The organism is Desmonostoc vinosum, assembly GCF_059505385.1.
In genome coordinates, this window is sequence record NZ_JCACKM010000244.1 from 83,928 (window position 1) to 102,471 (window position 18,544).

Genomic DNA, 18,544 nt, shown 5'->3' on the forward strand with positions numbered 1-18,544 from the left:
ACCAGGCAAAAGAATGATAGAACTCAGCACTCAGCACTGTGATTCTGTAATTTGTATTGATAGCAAGATTTTTGTACTCAGTGCGATCGCATGATCGTCATAAATCTGAGCTTTTTGGACAGTCCCGAAAAAATTGAACAAAAACTGAGCAACAACTGGATAGTCTTTGGCGTGGAAAATGAGCAAATATGCAGTGCAAACTACAAACAGTTGAAGGTGATGAGCCAAGACACATTTACAAAAACAGTAATGTGTTTTCATTATACAACAACTAGCAACAATTACACGCACAAGCAATCAAAAATGTCACACTTAACTATGCAATCTGAATTGTTCATCGACTTATCTAACGAGCAAGAAGAAATCGTTTCTGGCGGTATCGACTTTAAAGATTTAATTGCGACTTCTTTCTCCCAAGAATCACTAGGTTTTGCCACCACAACCAGGTCTGGTAAGGGCGGTAGCGAAGTTATGCAACTCGTGACTGCTGAGAAGTCATATACCGATGCTTTAAAAGATTTCATGCTCAAAATCTAACTCAAGTAGGGATCAATAGACTTCTTGCAAAAGTCGTTCTTTTTGCGTTCTTCAATTCACCAAATCACACCATACACATATCAAAGAGGTTCAAAATGTCACACTTAACTATGCAATCTGAATTGTTCATCGATTTATCTAACGAGCAAGAAGAAATCGTTTCTGGCGGTATCGACTTTAAAGATTTAATTGCGACTTCTTTCTCCCAAGAATCACTAGGTTTTGCCACCACAACCAGGTCTGGTAAGGGCGGTAGCGAAGTTATGCAACTCGTGACTGCTGAGAAGTCATATACCGATGCTTTAAAAGATTTCATGCTCAAAATCTAACTCAAGTAGGGATCAATAGACTTCTTGCAAAAGTCGTTCTTTTTGCGTTCTTCAATTCACCAAATCACACCATACACATATCAAAGAGGTTCAAAATGTCACACTTAACTATGCAATCTGAATTGTTCATCGATTTATCTAACGAGCAAGAAGAAATCGTTTCTGGCGGTATCGACTTTAAAGATTTAATTGCGACTTCTTTCTCCCAAGAATCACTAGGTTTTGCCACCACAACCAGGTCTGGTAAGGGCGGTAGCGAAGTTATACAACTCGTGACTGCTGAGAAAACATTTACCGACGCTTTAAAAGACTTCAAGCTCAAAATCTAACTCAAGCAGGGATGAGGGGGATGAGGGAGACGCGGAGACGCGGGGAATAACCAATAACAAATGACAATTCCCCATTCTCCTAATCCCCACTTTGTGGGGCCCATTCCCCATTCCCCATTCCCCATTCCCCATTCCCCATTCCCAATTACGAATTACGAATTATGGATACTCCTCAACCAGATCAATTAAGGGTACTTAATAGTAATGAGTTTCTCCCTCGAATTAGTCCTTGGGCAATTATTGGCGGGGTGTTTATTGTTAGCGTTTTCGGAATAGGGGTGGCACTGACAACAGTTTTGAAGTACAACGTCACTATTAAAGTGCCTGCAACTATCCGTCCGGCGGGAGAACTGCGTTTAGTACAAGCTGCTATTGAAGGAACTGTTAAACAGATTCAAGCTGAAGAGAATCAGGTAGTTAAAGAAGGTGATGCGATCGCTCGCATTGATGATTCTCGCCTCCAGACTCAAAAGAGTCAACTACAAAGCACTATTCAACAAAATCAATTACAACTACAGCAAATTGATGCTCAAATCAAAAATCTCGAAACCCAAATAGCAGCTGAAACAAGCTTAATTAACCGCACTATAGTGGCTGCACAAGCAGAACTCGGCGGTACTCAACGCAACTATACAGATCAGCAAGTTCTAGTGCAAGCTGACATCACCCAAGCTCAAACAGCCTTAAACGTAGCAATAGCACAACGAGACCGATTAAAGCAAGAAAAACTAATCACTGCAACTGTGCAAGAAGCGGAAGCAGCCTTAAAGCTAGCCAAGACCCAAAAAGAACGTTTGCAGCCAATTATACAATCAGGGGCTATTCCTCGTACTCTACTCGAAGAAAAAGAACAAGCAGTTACAGCAGCCGAGGCAAGGCTAGAACAAGCCAAAGCTGGGGCGAAAAATTTACTGGAGGAAAAAGAGCAAGCGGTTCAAGTTGCCCAAGTTAATTTAGACAAAGCTAGAGCAGCGATAAATCCTAGTGACGCGGCTGTCACAGTGGCATCTGAACGAATTAAACAAGAGAAAGCCAAGGGTGAGGCTAGCTTAGCCGCTTTAAACAAAGAACTCCAGACATTACTACAACAACGTTTAGAATTGCAAAAACAAAGCGATCGCAATCGTCAAGAACTACAACAAGTAATCACCGACCTCAGTCAAAGTATAATTCGTGCCCCCATTTCTGGTACAGTACTGCAATTAAATCTTCGTAACCAAAATCAGGTAGTGCGAGTTGGCGAGTCAATAGCTTCTATCACACCCATGAATGGGCCTTTACTAATCAAAGCACAAGTGGCGGCGGTTGACATTGATAAAGTCAAACCAGAGCAAAAAGTCCAGATGCAAGTTTCAGCTTGTCCTTATCCAGACTTTGGCACACTCAAAGGCACAGTCAAAACCGTAGCTGCAGATGCCTTACCCACAGTCAACAATGGCACCACCGCACCCGCGACAGCCGCCTACGAAGTCACCATCCAACCCCAGAGTTTATTTGTCGGTGACAGCAAACGCCAGTGTCCATTAAAACCAGGAATGGAAGGCAAAGCAGACATTATTTCCCGCGAAGAAACAGTACTAAAATTCATCCTTCGGAAAACGAGATTAGTGGCGAATTTGTAGTTAGTCATTAGTTATTTGTAAATTCCCAATTCCCCGTGGGCTGAGCGAAGTCGTACCCTACGGGAAGCAAGCTACGCGAAGCGTCTCCGACAGGAGAAGCCCATTCCCTACTCCCTACTCCCCACTCCCCACTCCCATGATTCCACTGCTCAAACACCAAAACAAATACCAGTGTGTTTTACAGTCAAGTGAAGAAGACTGTGGAGCTGCTTGTTTAGCTGCGATTTGCAAATACTATGGACGCTTTTTAAGTATTACTCGTAGTCGAGAAGTTGTCGGAACTGGACAGTTAGGAACTACTCTACTAGGTTTAAGACGGGGGTTTGAAAGTTTGGGCTTTAATACCCGTTCTGTGAAAGCTTCTGGAGAAATTTTAGACCGGATTCAAGAAGTTCCTCTACCAGGGGTAATTCATTGGAAGGGCTATCACTGGGTTGTTTTATACGGTAAGCGTGGGGGAAAGTACGTAATTGCCGACCCGGCTGTAGGTATTCGTTATCTCAAACGCCAAGAGTTACTTACAGATTGGAATGGTATCATGCTCTTGCTGGAACCAGATCCAGAGTATTCATTGCAAGAGCAAGGTGTTAAATCAACGGATGGCTTCGGACGCTTTTTACAACGCGTTTGGCCTTACCGTTCCTTACTTTTTGGGGTTTTGGTCATCAATATTGTCTTGGGCTTACTTTCTCTGTCTAGCCCTTTTTTGCTACAACTCCTCACTGATGATGTACTAGTGCGTCAAGATACGCAACTACTAGCTGTTTTGGTGGTTGCTGTTGTGGTGATGAGTATATTTAGCGGTAGCTTGCAACTTTTGCAATCCACGATGATTTCTCACTTTAGCCAACGGTTACAGTTGGGGTTAATCCTCGAATTTGGGCGTAAACTTTTACACTTACCTCTGACTTATTACGAAACCCGTCGCAGTGGTGAAATTGTTAGTCGATTGCGAGATATCAATGAAATTAACCAGCTAGTCTCGCAAATTGTAGCGCTCCTACCCAGCCAGTTTTTTGTAGCTGTAGTTTCCTTTAGCTTCATGGTGTTCTATAGCTGGAAGTTGACTTTAGCATCAATGTTGGTAGGTGGGTTGATGACCGTATCAGCAGTGCCGATGTTACCAATTTTGCGGCAAAAAACCCGCAATCTTTTGGTGTTATCGTCAGAAAATCAAGGGGTTTTGGTGGAAACCTTCAAAGGCGCATTAGTAATTAAAGCTACTAATGCCGCGTCGCAATTTTGGGAAGAATTTCAACTCCGTTTTAGTCGCGTTGCTAATCTGACCTTTAGTACCGTGCAAATTGGCATTTTGAATAATATTTTCTCACAACTTGTAAGTAGTATTGGTGCGATCGCCTTACTAGGAATGGGCAGCCTCCTAGTAATTGACAAAGAATTGAGCATTGGTCAATTGCTAGCTTTTAATGGAATGCAGGGTAATGTTCTGGCCTTAGTTAGTTCCTTAGTTAGCTTAGTAGATGAATATTTTCGCACTCAAATCGCCATCACGCGCCTAGTAGAAGTCATCGACGCCACACCAGAAGTCACCACCAATACTCAAAAACCCTTTGCCCAAATTCCCGCTGACGCAGACATCATTTGCACCCGACTCAACTTTTATCATGCTGGCAGAGTCGAGTTAATGCAAAACCTTTCCTTAACTCTACCTGGTGGGAATGCGATCGCTTTAATTGGTAAATCAGGCTGTGGTAAAAGTACCCTAGCCAAACTCCTAGCTGGATTTTATCAGCTCCACTCCGGCAACATCCGCATCGGCTACTTTAACTTAGAAGACCTTTCTCTCGATTGCCTACGACAACAAGTAGTCTACGTCCCGCAAGAACCGCACTTTTGGAGTCGTTCAATCATCGAAAACTTCCGCTTGGGTACACCTTACATCTCCTTCGAGCAAATCGTCAAAGCCTGCCAGATTGCAGATGCAGACGACTTCATCAGTCAACTGCCATCCAAATACCAAACAGTCTTAGGAGAATTCGGTGCCAACATTTCCGGTGGACAACGCCAAAGACTGGCAATAGCTAGAGGAATCATCACCGATCCCCCCATCCTCATCTTAGACGAATCCACCGCCGGACTCGACCCAGTTAGCGAAGCCCAAGTTTTAGATCGACTCCTAGCATCCCGCAAAGGCAAAACCACCATCATGATCACCCACCGTACCAGCGTCATCAACCGTTCAGATTGGGTAGTACTGCTAGATAGAGGCCAAGTCATCACCCAAGGAACTCTCAAAGATTTACGTTCCACCCCAGGAGAACACCTCAAATTCATCTAACTAATTCGTAATTCGTAATTACAAATCTCTAATGAATATATGTCTGAACCACTCAAACCATCCGAATTACTAACAGATTTATCCGAAAAAGAACAAGAAAACCTCACAGGTGGGCTGGGCTTTTTCATATTTCAACAAACAGCGATCGATACTTTTGCCGAAAATCAATCTCAAATTTCTGGACAAGGTGGAAGTTTAAATGCTTCTTTTTTAGCGAGAACCGGATATAGTTTTCGGCAAACTACTCTAGCATTTGCTTCGTTTAGTTTTGGTAGAGGTAAGCGGCGAAATCGCAATCCATTTTCGATGATTTTGAATTTGTTTCAAGGTATGTTTTGAATAAACTAACCGCCAAAATGCAGAGAGCGCCAAGGGAGTTTTATGAGTTTATTATCTAGTCATCAGAAAATATTTAGTTTGTTGAGTATTGGTCAACGCGGTGTGGGTAAGACGGTTTTTTTGGCTGGTAGTTATGCTGAATTGCATCCTGATAGCCAAGCCCAAAATCCACAAAATTTATGGTTTGATTGTCAAGATAGTGAGGTACAAGCAAATATTGAAAAGATTAAAAATCATGTTGCTCGTACTGGTTTATATCCACCTGCAACAATTAAAATTACCAGTTTTGATTTTAGTTTGAAACGTCAAAGTTTGTGGGGAGTGAAAACTGTATGTCGTTTCCGTTGGTGGGATATTCCTGGTGAGTCGTGTAATATTCGTAATCCTGATTTTCAAGAAATGGTACTTGCTTCTAATGGTTGCTGTGTATTTCTCAATGCTAATGCTTTTGTACAAGACAAAGATTATTCGCTCTTTGTTGAGGATATTTACAATCAGGTAGTGGCGATCGCATCTCTAGTTTCCCAGCATGATCTAAAATATGCTTTTGCATTAATTTTAACCAAGTGCGACCTACTCGAACTCAGTCCTATCACACTGTTGCAAATTGAAGAGAAACTGCAACCATTGCTTACCCGCCTGGATGCAGTCAAAGCCCAGCATCAAAAGTTTTATTCTGCTATCCCAATTGTTTCTCTAGAAGGTGTCGCTAGCTTCAACGCCAGAGGTGCAGCAGCACCCCTCCTTTGGCTATTAGCACAGTTAAATCACTCCCGCCATTTTCCCTCACGACAAGATTTGGCCAGCGGATTCAGCCAAAATTTATTTATTGGTCAAATGTTACCACCAACAGTTCGCAGATATATTTTAATTCTTTCCTTAACAAGTATAGGCATGTTAGGAGCGATCGCCTCTCTATTCTTTGCCTTTGGTGCATCTACCCTTATCCCCGAACAACCCCAAAACCCCACCCAACAAAGCAATGTTGATCGTCCTTAGTACTTTTTTGCGTCTTTGCGTGAGATAAAACCATGATCAATGTCTCAACTTTTAGGTCAACTTATACACACCAGCTTTACCACCATCGGATTTACAACCCTTGCCAGTAAAGAAGTTCCCCCAGAAATTCAACAAGCCTTTTTGCAACAAATAGTCTATCAGTACTGGGATGCCTACAATCCACCAAGTTCTACATACCATGCTGCCTACTTATATCAAATCACCCCAGAACATAATCTATTTGGCTGGTTGTATAACGATGGACTAGATGATTTTGGTCGCAGCGATGTACCATACTTTATCAGTTACTATCTAGCAGGTTCACTACAGCCTACCCAACTGGAAAATATTTGGATTTGGCTACACAAAGGCCCAATAGCATTAATCAATAGGCAAAATCTGCCAACTTCTCTAGAAAGCTTAGCCACCTCAGAGTTGTGGAATTATCAACCCACCCGTACCGGAGTTGAAATTCCGATAAATTTGCGTGAGCAAAGCCAAATTACTCTTCAGCAAGGGAAGTTACTTGATTTATTTGTTGCTGCTGACGAGGAAATAATTCCAAATTATACCTTCGACCACAAGCAAAAATTGCGATCGCCTACACAAACATTACCTCTGACTCAGATGATTTTAGATCATGTTGAAGGCAGGGGTAGCCAAGAGGCTGTGTTGACTGATTCTGGACGCTTAACTTGGATGGTAGGGATAGTTGCAAGCGGAATTCTGCTACTATGCTTGATATTTAGCGGCTACTATTTTTTACGAGTCACACCTTTTGCTGATATTGTTCAACAAGCTCCAGATTCTATCTCAACTAAAAATCCTACCTTAGCTCTACAAAAAACTTTAGTAGGACATGCAGATGCAGTCTGGTGTGTGGTTCCAGCTAACGACGGTAAGACTTTGATTAGTGGTAGTGCAGATCAAACAATCAAGGTTTGGAATACCGATACTGGAAAGATTATATCCACATTGGCAGGACATACCGATACTGTACGAGCGATCGCTCTCAGTTCAGATGGTCAAACTCTTGTCAGTGGCGGTGGAGATAAAACTATTAAAATTTGGAATTTCCAAACCTTCGAGTTGATTAGGACACTCACCGATACTTCTAGTTCTGTTTGGTCAGTTGCCATCAGCCCTGATGGACAGATGCTAATCACTGGTGGTGAAGATGGTAGCATCAAAATGTGGAACTTACCTACAGGCGAACTTCTCCGCACAATTGCAGGACATAAACGTCGGGTGTTCTCTGTCGCTATCAGCCCAGATGGAGAAACTTTTGCCACTGGAGGTATTGACAAAACTATCAAAATATGGAGTTTGCAGACAGGTAAACTTCTCCGCACAATCGCCCAACATGATGATGCCGTTAGAACTGTAGTATTTAGTCACGATGGCAAAATACTTGCTAGTGGAAGTTGGGATCAAACCATAAAGATATGGGATTTATCAACAGGCAAACTTTTGCACACACTAATTGGACATACCTCACGAGTTATCGCCGTCACTTTCAGCCCTGATGATCAAACCATTGCCAGCGGCAGCACTGACAATAGTATTAAGATATGGAGTTTACAGACAGGTAAATTGCTTCGTAATCTTACTAATCATAGCGATTGGGTGTTGGCGATCGCTACCAGCCCTGGCAAACAAATTCTCGCCAGTGGTAGTAAAGACAAGACAGTCCGAATTTGGTCATATTTCGATAAAACTTTGCAACCATAAAGAATCCGACAGAGAATTTGGTTCACAAGGGAATTGCAAATCGCGAATAGTAATGCTGGAATCTTTTTTCTCAGTTGTTTATTAGACCTCTTGCAAAAGTCGGATACTCGCCAGAAAATAAATTTTCTGGCTGATAACTCAAGTCGGTTGAAACCGACTAATAACAGTATTTTTAGTCCGTTTCAACGGACTTTTGCTATTAGGCAGAGACTTGAGTCTCTGACGGTTCAAGTATTTTTGCAAGAAGTCTATTGATGTTTCTTGCGAGTTGAAAGCCCCATCTCCTTGAGCAAACGGTTAAGCTATAGGTTAATGGCTACTTAGAGAGTAACTGTGCATTTAATGCTTTGGTAATGCGATCGCTAGACACTTCTAAATGGGCTAGTGTATAAACATCAAGGTTTTCACCAAGTTGTTTGAGCTTGAGGTCAATAGCTTTTTGCAGTTGGCGTAATTCATACCAAGCTAGTGTGCGTCCATCTTCAGGTACATCAGTATGACCCAAAACCATTTCTAGCAGAATATTCAAATATTCCCGTTGTAATGCACGGCGAATGCTAGAAAGTGACTTAGCTGATTCTGGAGCTAAAACTTCTGTCCAAATGCCCCCTTGGAGGGTATCAAACAGTTCTGGTAGAGAAAGCGCTTGTCCAGGTGGGGTTTTAAATTCGATATCGCGTAATCGATTGAGGCGATCGCTATCCAAGAGCGATCGTAGTACTGTACTCTGGAAATACAGAATACTCTCATGAATGGGATAATCAAGGCGGCTATTGAGTACATCACTTCCCCAATGTTGCCAACGTGACGGTGCCAATTGATTGAGTAACTGTGGTGAAAAACTAAAAGCCTCATCAGCAAATACATATTCTTGCAGCTTTGTCAATGCCTGACGTTGTTCTCCCAGTGAAACTGGTACAAACGTCCAGGAAGTGTCGTTAGGGACTGGGGAACTCGGGGCCCCCAAGTTAGCGAAGCGGGGCGAAGCCCAGTGGGGATTAGGGGCATGGGGACTGGGTACTGGGAAAGAATCATTGAGTGAATTTTGTACCTTACTTAATTCTTGCCAGTTTCCAGTCTGTGCTTGGCTAACATGGAGACGGCGAAACGATTGTCCACCGATATACTTAGCAAGTAAGGCGGCATTCCGAAAATAGTATTTGAGTACTTTATTAAATAAGACACGTAGATGGCTGTAACTTTCTCCTTGTGAAAGATAACGCTGATCGAGGCGTTGCCACATCATCCGGGCATTATCCATTTGCCACTGCGAATAAAGTAACACATCACTACTCATGTCCCAGACATTGGCCAGAGGATTGATGTCCCAGATATCTTCATCGGTGGCGTAAGATAATTCTGGTTGGGGTGATGCCAAAGCTATCTGCTCTAAAAAACCCCTTTCTGCTTCTGGGATAATTGCCGCAAGTGTTGTATTGGGATTTCTTCTATAACCATACTCAATTGCCCATTCATCGTATGGCCCAACAACACTTGGAAAGTATTCACCTTGCTGCACTCCTTGTGGCGCTATGTTCACGGGTAAATAGTCCATCACCGAACCCGTTAAACCTTTAGTGCGAGTAATTTCAGTATTATTTAATTCTTGAGGCGCTAACATAGTACTGCCATGAAAGTTGTGGCGTAAACCAAGCGTATGTCCAACTTCATGAGCAATCAAAGAACGCAAATATTGATGTACATATTCTCTCATCGTTGTACTATTTGGTGTCACGTTTTGCAAAAGTGATAACGCCAACGTCCCCATAGCTGCTTGTTCTGACAAATCTGCATCTTGCCAAGGATACGGTGAACCCCACCTCTTTCCATCCCCGCGTCCCCGCGTCTCCCCATCCCCCCATCCCCGCGTTTTTACATAAGTGCGATATCCCTGTTGAATTGAACGCACCATATTGGCATCCACGATAATATCTGCATCCAATATTTCCCCGGTGAACGGGTTGACGCGCATCGGCCCTCTGGCAAAACCAGCATCTAGAGAATTGAACCAGCGGATGGTATTGTAGCGCACATCCGCCGGTTGCCAATCAGCATCATCTGGCATTTGCCGCACCTCAATGGCATTTTGAAATCCAGCTTTAGCAAACGCTTGATTCCACATCAAAACACCTTCTCGAATTGCGTCCCGATACTCGAAGGGTACAGCGTTTTCAATCCAATAGACAATTGGCTTTTTGGGTGGCGATAAAGGTGCGTGAGGATTGGATGGTTCCAGATGCCAACGATTGATGTAACGCACAAATGGTTCTGAAGCGTTATGAGCAGATAAATCTTGGAAAGCAGTAATAAAATATCCTACTCTGTCATCAGCAAGTCTGGGAATATAACCGTTGTTTTCTCTCAGTTGAGAAAAACTATAGTGTACTTTTAAGGAGAGTGCCCTACTATCAGGCAGGGTGATTAAATCTGCTCCTTCTGTTGATGAAAAACCGTAAATTGCATCAATTTCTAAGTTTTCTGGGAGACTAGTAACATCACCAAAATATGACTTACTGATTTCCAGACGATAATCAGCTTGTAAATAATATTTTAATAGAGGAGTTAAGCCCGGAAGGTCTTGCATTAGCAACTCATCCAGGTTAAGCAAAATATTTTTACTACGCGGATCAATACTATCTATTGCCAGTGAATAAAGGACTGAATCGCTAAACGAACGAGCAAGCGATCGCTGTTCTGGTTTACTGATTTCTGTACGAAATTTAACATTCCGAATCACAAAATGCAAATTATTATTTACTCGCTGGAAGTAAAATAAAAAATCAGCAAGAGGTAATCCGCTATAAATCCCACTTTCCCCAATACCCGATTCTAATGTCACCGTCGCCAGATAATTTTTATTTAGTTGTTCTGGCTCTAGTTCCAAATAAATTTGACCAGAATCATGATTGTGATGCAGCGTGAACAACCCCGCTAGCTCATCCGTCCGGTTGAGTATGTAACGAAATCGCCGCCAATCTTCTCTTTTATTGTCTGCGAAACTATCGTCGGCGATCGCTAAATTTTCAACTACAGGCAGTGTATTTAATTGCTGCTGATAAATATCTGTAAGCTGGTCAGCAGCTAAGCAACTATTTACTGATAATAAAATATACAAAAATACTATACAAATTATTAACTTCGTGATCCAGTTTTTCATCGTGGTGTCGAGAAAAAATATGGCTGAATGCTTGTCTGCAATGTTTGTACAGGCGTTTCAAAAGCACTAATCAGGCAATTTCTTGTTTCTGACTAGGGAAAACAGCGCCAATAGCCTATTAAAAGTGTATTTTTCGATGGATTTAGGAAATTTTTCTGTCTTCAGATAGATATTTTTTTTAACCAAAGGTACATGTTTTTGTTAACGATATCTTATAGTAAAAATCAAAAAATGTGCGAAAAATGTATTTTGTATTACATTTTGTGTCAGTTATTAGCTAGCAGTTTCTCGTTTGTCACTCTCAGCTAGATAATTTCAGCGCTATCAACAAGGCCGAATGGCACTAAGAAAAGCGGCTTATCAATTAAACAGTTTGCAATTGCTCTCGTATACTTCGATAGTGCCCGTCTTTTTCTCTAAATTCCAGTCACCACCAAAGTCTGCATCACCAGTCAAGCGGCTCAGTTAGATATTCATGAATAAATTGCAAAAACCAAGCTGTTGTAGATTCACCTACGCCGATAGGTGCATACTTACGGCTATGTAGAAGTAAAACTTGGAGTTGAGGGAAAAAGTAAAGCTCTCTCCCCTTTTCGAGCTTGCTTGAGCCAATAACTTTTACAAGCTTGCTATTATGAAAACTGCACACTCTTGAATGAAATTTGAGGCTAAAACATGGGGAAGGTAATACTTAATCGAGGTATCCTTGCGGCCGGGCAGCCCGTGGGGTCTCAAATTGCTTCTAGAGAAGTTCTGTCGGGGGCTGGAAACAGTCTAGACATGATTCTGTGAGAGAAGAACCCTCGCTCTTGCAGGGCAGGGAGTGTCAAATAATTATATCCTTAAACTTTGTAGGCAACCTCATTCCCTTCGCAGCTTTCGATATACTACTGATGTCATATTTCCATAAATTTAGTTTAAGGTTCTCAAAGCATCTTGCAAAAAGCGACTTTGTTAAGTAAAAGGCAAAATGACACACCTTTTTGAAACCGAACGCTTAATTATTCGCAATTGGATTCCCGAACACGATGCTGAGCAAACGTTTGAAATTTATAGTGACCCCAAAGTTACATACTTTTTGGGTAATGGTTCTCCCGTAGCTACTATTGAGTCACAACGCCAACGTTTGATTGATAATCTTGAGCGATCGCGCCGACGCAATAACGGTACTGGATCTTGGGCAATGGTGGAAAAAGCCACTAACACAATTGTGGGAACTATTCTTCTCAAACAATTGCCCGACAAAGATGGCCTCCCAACTCAAGATTATGAAGTCGGCTGGCACTTGCGACATGCTTCTTGGGGTCAAGGGTATGCCACAGAGGCCGGAGTGGGAATGCTCAACTACGGCTTTAATGTCCTCAAATTGCCTATAATTTACGCTGTTGTCAGGCCAGAAAATCATGCCTCAATCCGCGTCACTCAAAGATTAGGTATGAAACTTATCGGACACACAAAACAGTATTACGGTATTGACCTGCTACTGTTTGAATCTGTAGGGAATGGAGAATGGAAAGACGTGGAGACACGAGGACACAAAGACACGGGGACGCAAAGAAATGACCAATGACAAAAACTAAAAAACAAATTTTAATTTGTACCTTTTCAGCACTCTCATCAGGATTTTTTGGTGCTTATATTAGTAGCCAAATTACTCTCATGCTGCATAGTCAAAGGTGTCAAAATCAGCCTTGGGGTTTAAAACAGATGTGCAATGCCTGGGTAACACCAGGGGCGATGTGGCAAGGTAGCACAACAGGTTTGTGGACAGGTACCATTTTGGGGGCGTTTGTTGGTGGTTTGGTCATACGTCAAGATAGATATTAGTCAAAAGTCAACAAAATCTTGACTTTTGACTCTGGGATAGTTAGGTTAACCATCCGTTGATGCTGTGCGCGATCGCAAATTACTGAGTTTTTTCCAAGATCTAGTATTGGTATCAAAACAGCACCAAGTTCCATCTTTGGTTTCTTGGTAGCATAACAAAGTGCGATCGCTACTATCAAAATTATCAGTTAAAAAGTATACTATTCCTCGGAAGGTGTTGGTTTTGCGACTCAGCCGCTTGGCCACTGCTTGATTTGGACACTCAATGACGAAAACTGGTTGTCCATCTAGGTGAGCCAACGAGAAGATACACATCCGCAAAATGGCTCTAAGCCAACCTTCTGTGTTTTCTAGATAATCATCTATAATTTTGTCGGTCAGAGATTTTTCGAGCTTCCGGTCTTTGTTTTGAGGAGTTTGGGCACCAGACATACTATCACCTATTGCTCACCTTTGGTTTGAAATGCAATCAAATCTCGAAAATTGACAAGTGGATATGCACACCCAGTTTAGCAATATTATAATTAATGCTCTGGCAACAAAAAATACCAGTGAACCAAAAAACAAAACTGTGATTTAGTTGAGCTAGGTACTAATGTGCTGTAGACAAGACGAGGATTGGACATACTCTTGTTTAAACCCTAATATCTAGTCCTTTTTTGAGCAGCAAGGCTGGTAAAATCTACCTGTAGCCTTGAGAAAATCGCCATGCCCACTGAAACTAACCCAGGGAATCCAACGACTACAGGTGCTGATGCTATTGATGCAGCGATTGCACACGGAATAGATTTTGATGGTACTCCAATTCCGCCTGCAAAGCTAGAATTATATCACAAAGTCATGGCATTGGAAGCAAATAGACAGCGCAGCGGTGTGTCGAATACCATGCGATCGCGCATTGTCCGCATTGGTGCAAAACACATTCCCCAAGCAAAACTCGATCAATTACTAGCCGACGCGGACTTCGCACCCCTCAAAGAAAAAGAAATCGCCTTTTTCTACGGCGGTAAATAATGTTGTGCGTAGGCTACGCCTAGCCTACGCATCGTTTTTTGAATTTACAAAGCTCTCACAGTCAAAATCTGCGGTGCTGCGTTCAAATACTGACAGTGAACTACCCAACACCCATCTGAGTACAGATAGGGTCAAAATTTGACCTAAAAATTGACCTTATAAAGGTTATGGAATAAAGGTTATAGCGTTCCAAAAATTCAGGTAAAAAGTGGACAGATTTTTGGAGAGATAAGATATAAGTTTATTTTATAAATATGCACTTAAACCATCACTTCAACCAATTCAACCAATAGCATTATGACCACAGTTGTTAGAATGCTTATAAATCAAGGATAAACGGAGAGGGAGGGATTCGAACCCTCGTTGAAGTTGCCCCCAAACAGCATTTCCAGTGCTGCGCCTTCAACCACTCGGCCACCTCTCCAGGTGTCACGATTTACGATTGTAATATGAAAACCCAAAAAATGCAAAGATAAAAGCAGACATTTTAGATTAAATCTCAAAAACAAAATCTCGGATCAAGATGCCCCGTACACATACAATTAGAGTTCGCGATCGCGTCACTGGTAAAATACACACACTGCAAGTGCCAGAAGACCGTTACATCCTGCACACTGCCGAAAAACAAGGGACGGAATTGCCATTTTCTTGCCGTAATGGGGCTTGTACCACTTGTGCTGTGAGGGTGTTGTCGGGAGAAATTTACCAGCCAGAAGCTATCGGACTGTCGCCGGAGTTGCGGCGGCAAGGTTATGCTTTGCTGTGCGTGAGTTACCCCCGTTCTGACTTGGAAGTAGAAACACAAGACGAAGATGAAGTTTACGAACTTCAATTTGGGCGTTACTTTGCTAGGGGGAGAGTTAGGGCGGGTTTACCGTTAGATGAGGATTAGGGATTGGGGACTGGGGACTGGGGACTGGGGACTGGGGACTGGGGGCTAGGGAATGGGGACTGGGGACTGGGGATTGGGGACTGGGGAATGGGGACTGGGGAATGGGGAATGGGGACTGGGGAATCGGGACTGGGGATTGGGGACTGGGGAATGGGGACTGGGTAATCATTACTTTTCATTAGCTATTCTCAATTACATGAGATAAATCTAGCCCCTAATCTCAATTACATGACCTCACTAGAATGAGAAACTCTAAAATATGGCGACTAAAAATCCAAAAAAGCCTCTCTTCATCTTCTTGATCTGCCTCATGTCTGTTTTGCTACTAATGAGTTGTCAAAGCAAAAATCAACTGGCTATCAATCAAGCCCAAGTAAAAGTGGCACGGGTGGTGAGTGGGCAAAGCTTGGAAGTTTTAGGTATGGCTGAACAACCGACTTTAATCTCTCAAGTGCGATTGGTGGGGGTTGATGCACCAGATTTACGACAGCGCCCTTGGGGAGAAGCAGCAAAAAAACAGTTAGAAGATTTGATTGGCGGTCTTGAAAAACCTGTAACGCTAGAGTTTGATGTGGAGGCAAAAGATAAAATCGGGCGAACTCTAGCTTATGTGTGGAAGGATCAAGTTTTACTGAACGAAGAGTTAGTGAAACAGGGTAACGTATTGTTTATGGGGCGATCGCCAAACCATAAATACGACGAACGCTTAGAACGCGCTCAACAATGGGCTAGACTCATGGGGCAAGGAATTTGGAACCGAGACAAACCAATGCGCCAAACTCCTGCTGAGTTTCGCCGCATGAATCGATGAATTATCGGATCACAATTGCTTGGGCGATCGCCAACGACGATTAAACAAGCAAAGCCCTAACAGAGATAAACCTACTACAGTTGCTGGTTCCGGGATAGTTCTGACAGCAGTGATGCGACCAACCAAGAAGGCGCTAGAAGCTTTTCTCTCTTCAGTAATAAAATCAGAAACTGGATTAGAACCATCAGCAGTACTGCTAAACCCAAGTAACTGCAAAGTATACTCTTGACCTTCAACAGAGAAGGTATTGGAGTTTAAAGCAGAAGTAAAGTTAATCTGGTCATCACAAGGAGTCCGGCTTTTCTGAAAGCTAGGACAAGTAGGGCGATTTCTAGTTTCGTTAACGTTAAACGCGTATTTAAAAGTTTGTGTCTCTCCCACATCGAGAGCGATATTTAAGTCTGCACCAGTGAGAATTGGTGGAATGATCGGAAAGTTGAGATGAGTTAGCCTACCTAATACAAAATTGGTTTCTGTGGTGATTGGAATTGCTGGTGGTGCAGTACCATTAAATCTCAGTCCACTTTTGAGATTGTTGCTAAAAGGCTCACCCCAGCGAATTTCATTAGTGTTCAGACCACTGACAGTAGAACCACCGCCTACAGGGTTTGTCCAACTGCCGGTCACTGAACTCAAAGTTAGATCTAAGGCAACAGCAGGCGTTGCGTTACCCACAACAACCGAACAAGTCGCAATAGATACTGTTGCTGTAGCCAAACATAACGTTTTCTTTAAAATCTTCATCTCAGCCTAAAGAAAGCTTTTAGATAATTTTACTGGTAATTATACTATTCCACATCTCAACTTTATTAATTCTTTTTACCTGTAATTTCACAGGTAATTTAGGGAATCTTCATGAAGAAAGTAAAAATACTTTGTAAAAGAGTATGTCTGTTAATCGCTGACAGAGGTAGTTTTAAGGTTTCGTGATCTTGCCGTTTTCTGTGCTGTTGTGCAACTTTGCTAGACTTTAAATTGCTCATCGACTGGAATTTGATAGCCATTTGCTAAGCGGTTGGTCATATTGGCAGTAGCAGCGATCGCCAGTAGTTCCCCAAACATGGTATCATCCATTCCCTTAGCACGCGCTGCTGCTGTGTGCGAAGCAATACAATAATTGCATCCATTGGTTGCACTCACAGCAATGTAAATCAGTTCGCGCATCAATGGATCAATTTCACCAGGGCTTGTCATTACTTCTTTAACTGCTTGCCAAGTCCGCTTGAGCGTAGGGGGATGGCTAGCTATGGCTTTCCAAAAATTATTAATATAATCGGTCTGGCGAGTAGCGCGGATATCATCATACACTGCACGTACTTCCTCACAGGCTTCTGCATATTCGATAAGCTTAGTCAAGTCTCTTTACCCAAACTCAACATGGAATCTTTAGATTTTAAACTCTAATTTGTACCCAGTAAGCTGTTCCACATATAACTTGCATAATTAGGGCGGGCAAGATGCCCACCCCACAAGAGTTTTATTTAATTTGATTATGTAATTTAGATGTTTTTTAGCTTACAGAGGCGACTAAGATTCCGGCTTTCTCTAAAAATCAGGGAAATTGCTGTTTACACCTAATTTAGGATTGCATAAATTCTGAATGTAATTACGATAATTCTACATAAGTAGAAGGACAAATCTATGAAACTAACTAATTGGGAAGAAAAAGATAGCTTTATTTATCCTCGTAGTCGCTATCACGGTAAATTCAGACCAGAGAATTTAATGTTTAATGCTAATCTCCAAGAATTTGCTCAAAAAGTTAGTTACGTAGCTAATTTAGAAACTGGTGGTAAACTCTCTCCTGAAGAAGCTTATAACCGTATACAGTTACTCTGGAAACAGTTAAAACAAAGCAAACAGGAACTAGGAATAGGTTTCACTGAAGATAACTAAATTTACCCAGTGTTTGGGCAGGGAACAGAGGAAAAAGGCAATATGAAGAAATTAGTATCAAAAAATCGGCCCAGCTTCCCACACATAGCAAGCTTTTTAGGATTTTTTATAGCGGACTTAGCATAATATGTACTGAATAGCCTAATTTAATGCCTTAAAAATGGTAATTACGAATTACGCGAAGCGATGTGATCATGTTACAAAATCCTGCAATTCGTACTCCTATTGGTATTAGTCTTGGCGCAATTTCTGGGGCACTCTCACGTTATTATTTTGGTTTGTGGTTTGCTGGGCTTTTTGACACAGGGTTCCCCTACAGCACACTCATTATTAATGTCAGTGGATGTTTTGTTATGGGATTTTTTACAACGCTGGCACTGAGACGATTCATCACAATTCATCCTGATATTCGGCTGCTAGTCACTACAGGTTTTTTAGGGTCTTATACTACTTTTTCCACTTATGAGTTAGATGCTGCTAAATTATTCCGACAACATAGTTTAGAAATTGGTTTGGTTTACTGGTTTAGTAGTTATGTTCTAGGACTGCTCAGCCTTCTATTAGGAAATGCTATAGCTGGATTTGTTTGGATCAAAGAGAAATTATGATTAATCAAACCAGGAAATTCATATCTAAATTGTATAATTACTTTATCTAGTTGTCCGTTGTCATTTGTCCTTTTCCTTTGTGAATACAAATAACCAATGATTAATAGACCTCTTGCAAAAGTCCTTCTTTGCGTTCTCTTCTCTGCGTCTCTGT

21 protein-coding genes and 1 tRNA gene are annotated in these 18,544 nt (G+C 42.0%); 16 read left to right on the forward strand and 6 right to left on the reverse strand.

Annotated elements, in window-relative coordinates; genetic code table 11:
• Positions 1-30: 30 nt before the first annotated feature.
• On the reverse strand, positions 31-228 hold the full coding sequence (locus tag AC5JMF_RS27890; RefSeq protein ID WP_495798957.1) for a hypothetical protein: 198 nt from the start codon (positions 226-228) through the stop codon (positions 31-33).
• A gap of 75 nt (positions 229-303) precedes the next feature.
• Here AC5JMF_RS27890 and AC5JMF_RS27895 point away from each other — a divergent pair, with 75 nt between their 5' ends.
• The 9 genes from AC5JMF_RS27895 (at position 304) to AC5JMF_RS27935 (ending at position 8,440) form a co-directional block, all read left to right on the forward strand.
• Positions 304-537 (forward strand): CTB family bacteriocin, encoded by a 234-nt coding sequence (locus tag AC5JMF_RS27895; RefSeq protein ID WP_495798958.1) that lies wholly within the window; start codon positions 304-306, stop codon positions 535-537.
• A 95-nt stretch (positions 538-632) separates the two neighbouring features.
• Positions 633-866, forward strand: coding sequence for a CTB family bacteriocin (locus AC5JMF_RS27900; RefSeq protein WP_495798958.1), 234 nt, complete (start codon positions 633-635; stop codon positions 864-866).
• 95 nt (positions 867-961) lie between these two features.
• Positions 962-1,195, forward strand: coding sequence for a CTB family bacteriocin (locus AC5JMF_RS27905; RefSeq protein ID WP_495798959.1), 234 nt, complete (start codon positions 962-964; stop codon positions 1,193-1,195).
• Between the two features lie 161 nt (positions 1,196-1,356).
• The gene (locus AC5JMF_RS27910) at positions 1,357-2,817 is read left to right on the forward strand and encodes a beta-barrel domain-containing protein (protein ID WP_495798960.1); all 1,461 of its coding nucleotides are present in this window, start codon (positions 1,357-1,359) and stop codon (positions 2,815-2,817) included.
• Between the two features lie 136 nt (positions 2,818-2,953).
• Positions 2,954-5,116, forward strand: coding sequence for a peptidase domain-containing ABC transporter (locus AC5JMF_RS27915; RefSeq protein ID WP_495798961.1), 2,163 nt, complete (start codon positions 2,954-2,956; stop codon positions 5,114-5,116).
• Between the two features lie 39 nt (positions 5,117-5,155).
• Positions 5,156-5,455: a hypothetical protein gene (locus tag AC5JMF_RS27920; RefSeq protein WP_495798962.1), complete on the forward strand. Its 300-nt coding sequence runs from the start codon at positions 5,156-5,158 to the stop codon at positions 5,453-5,455.
• 42 nt (positions 5,456-5,497) lie between these two features.
• A complete protein-coding gene (locus AC5JMF_RS27925; RefSeq protein ID WP_495798963.1) occupies positions 5,498-6,454 on the forward strand; it encodes a hypothetical protein in 957 nt (318 codons plus the stop codon).
• Between the two features lie 39 nt (positions 6,455-6,493).
• Complete coding sequence (locus tag AC5JMF_RS27930; protein WP_495798964.1) at positions 6,494-8,185, forward strand: WD40 repeat domain-containing protein; 1,692 nt, start codon at positions 6,494-6,496, stop codon at positions 8,183-8,185.
• Positions 8,186-8,275: 90 nt separating this feature from the next.
• The gene (locus tag AC5JMF_RS27935) at positions 8,276-8,440 is read left to right on the forward strand and encodes a hypothetical protein (protein WP_495798965.1); all 165 of its coding nucleotides are present in this window, start codon (positions 8,276-8,278) and stop codon (positions 8,438-8,440) included.
• Positions 8,441-8,501: 61 nt separating this feature from the next.
• Here AC5JMF_RS27935 and AC5JMF_RS27940 read toward each other — a convergent pair whose 3' ends face one another.
• Positions 8,502-11,342 carry a zinc-dependent metalloprotease gene (locus tag AC5JMF_RS27940; RefSeq protein ID WP_495798966.1) on the reverse strand — a complete coding sequence of 947 codons (2,841 nt, stop codon included), beginning with the start codon at positions 11,340-11,342 and terminating at the stop codon, positions 8,502-8,504.
• Between the two features lie 970 nt (positions 11,343-12,312).
• On the opposite strand from AC5JMF_RS27940, the gene AC5JMF_RS27945 reads away from it, so the two are divergent.
• On the forward strand, positions 12,313-12,912 hold the full coding sequence (locus tag AC5JMF_RS27945) for a GNAT family N-acetyltransferase (protein ID WP_495798967.1): 600 nt from the start codon (positions 12,313-12,315) through the stop codon (positions 12,910-12,912).
• Complete coding sequence (locus AC5JMF_RS27950; RefSeq protein ID WP_495798968.1) at positions 12,909-13,169, forward strand: hypothetical protein; 261 nt, start codon at positions 12,909-12,911, stop codon at positions 13,167-13,169. Before AC5JMF_RS27945 ends, AC5JMF_RS27950 begins: the two co-directional genes overlap by 4 nt.
• Positions 13,170-13,214: 45 nt before the next feature.
• Here AC5JMF_RS27950 and AC5JMF_RS27955 read toward each other — a convergent pair whose 3' ends face one another.
• Complete coding sequence (locus tag AC5JMF_RS27955; RefSeq protein ID WP_495798969.1) at positions 13,215-13,601, reverse strand: hypothetical protein; 387 nt, start codon at positions 13,599-13,601, stop codon at positions 13,215-13,217.
• Positions 13,602-13,877: 276 nt separating this feature from the next.
• Here AC5JMF_RS27955 and AC5JMF_RS27960 point away from each other — a divergent pair, with 276 nt between their 5' ends.
• Entirely contained in the window at positions 13,878-14,183 is a 306-nt protein-coding gene (locus AC5JMF_RS27960; protein ID WP_495798970.1) for a small RNA NsiR4-regulated ssr1528 family protein, read from the forward strand.
• A gap of 337 nt (positions 14,184-14,520) precedes the next feature.
• Here AC5JMF_RS27960 and AC5JMF_RS27965 read toward each other — a convergent pair.
• Positions 14,521-14,607, reverse strand: a tRNA-Ser gene (locus tag AC5JMF_RS27965).
• A 99-nt stretch (positions 14,608-14,706) separates the two neighbouring features.
• Between AC5JMF_RS27965 and AC5JMF_RS27970 the strand changes: the two genes are divergently transcribed.
• Complete coding sequence (locus AC5JMF_RS27970) at positions 14,707-15,075, forward strand: 2Fe-2S iron-sulfur cluster-binding protein (RefSeq protein ID WP_495798971.1); 369 nt, start codon at positions 14,707-14,709, stop codon at positions 15,073-15,075.
• A 259-nt stretch (positions 15,076-15,334) separates the two neighbouring features.
• Positions 15,335-15,886: a thermonuclease family protein gene (locus AC5JMF_RS27975; RefSeq protein ID WP_495798972.1), complete on the forward strand. Its 552-nt coding sequence runs from the start codon at positions 15,335-15,337 to the stop codon at positions 15,884-15,886.
• A gap of 9 nt (positions 15,887-15,895) precedes the next feature.
• On the opposite strand, the gene AC5JMF_RS27980 is transcribed toward AC5JMF_RS27975, so the two are convergent.
• Positions 15,896-16,630, reverse strand: coding sequence for a THxN family PEP-CTERM protein (locus AC5JMF_RS27980; RefSeq protein WP_495798973.1), 735 nt, complete (start codon positions 16,628-16,630; stop codon positions 15,896-15,898).
• A 219-nt stretch (positions 16,631-16,849) separates the two neighbouring features.
• The gene (locus AC5JMF_RS27985) at positions 16,850-17,242 is read right to left on the reverse strand and encodes a carboxymuconolactone decarboxylase family protein (RefSeq protein WP_495798974.1); all 393 of its coding nucleotides are present in this window, start codon (positions 17,240-17,242) and stop codon (positions 16,850-16,852) included.
• Positions 17,243-17,527: 285 nt separating this feature from the next.
• Here AC5JMF_RS27985 and AC5JMF_RS27990 point away from each other — a divergent pair, with 285 nt between their 5' ends.
• Both AC5JMF_RS27990 and crcB read left to right on the forward strand, forming a co-directional pair.
• A complete protein-coding gene (locus AC5JMF_RS27990) occupies positions 17,528-17,782 on the forward strand; it encodes a DUF7219 family protein (RefSeq protein ID WP_495798975.1) in 255 nt (84 codons plus the stop codon).
• A 194-nt stretch (positions 17,783-17,976) separates the two neighbouring features.
• Complete coding sequence (gene crcB, locus AC5JMF_RS27995; RefSeq protein WP_495798976.1) at positions 17,977-18,390, forward strand: fluoride efflux transporter CrcB; 414 nt, start codon at positions 17,977-17,979, stop codon at positions 18,388-18,390.
• Positions 18,391-18,544 lie beyond the last annotated feature (154 nt).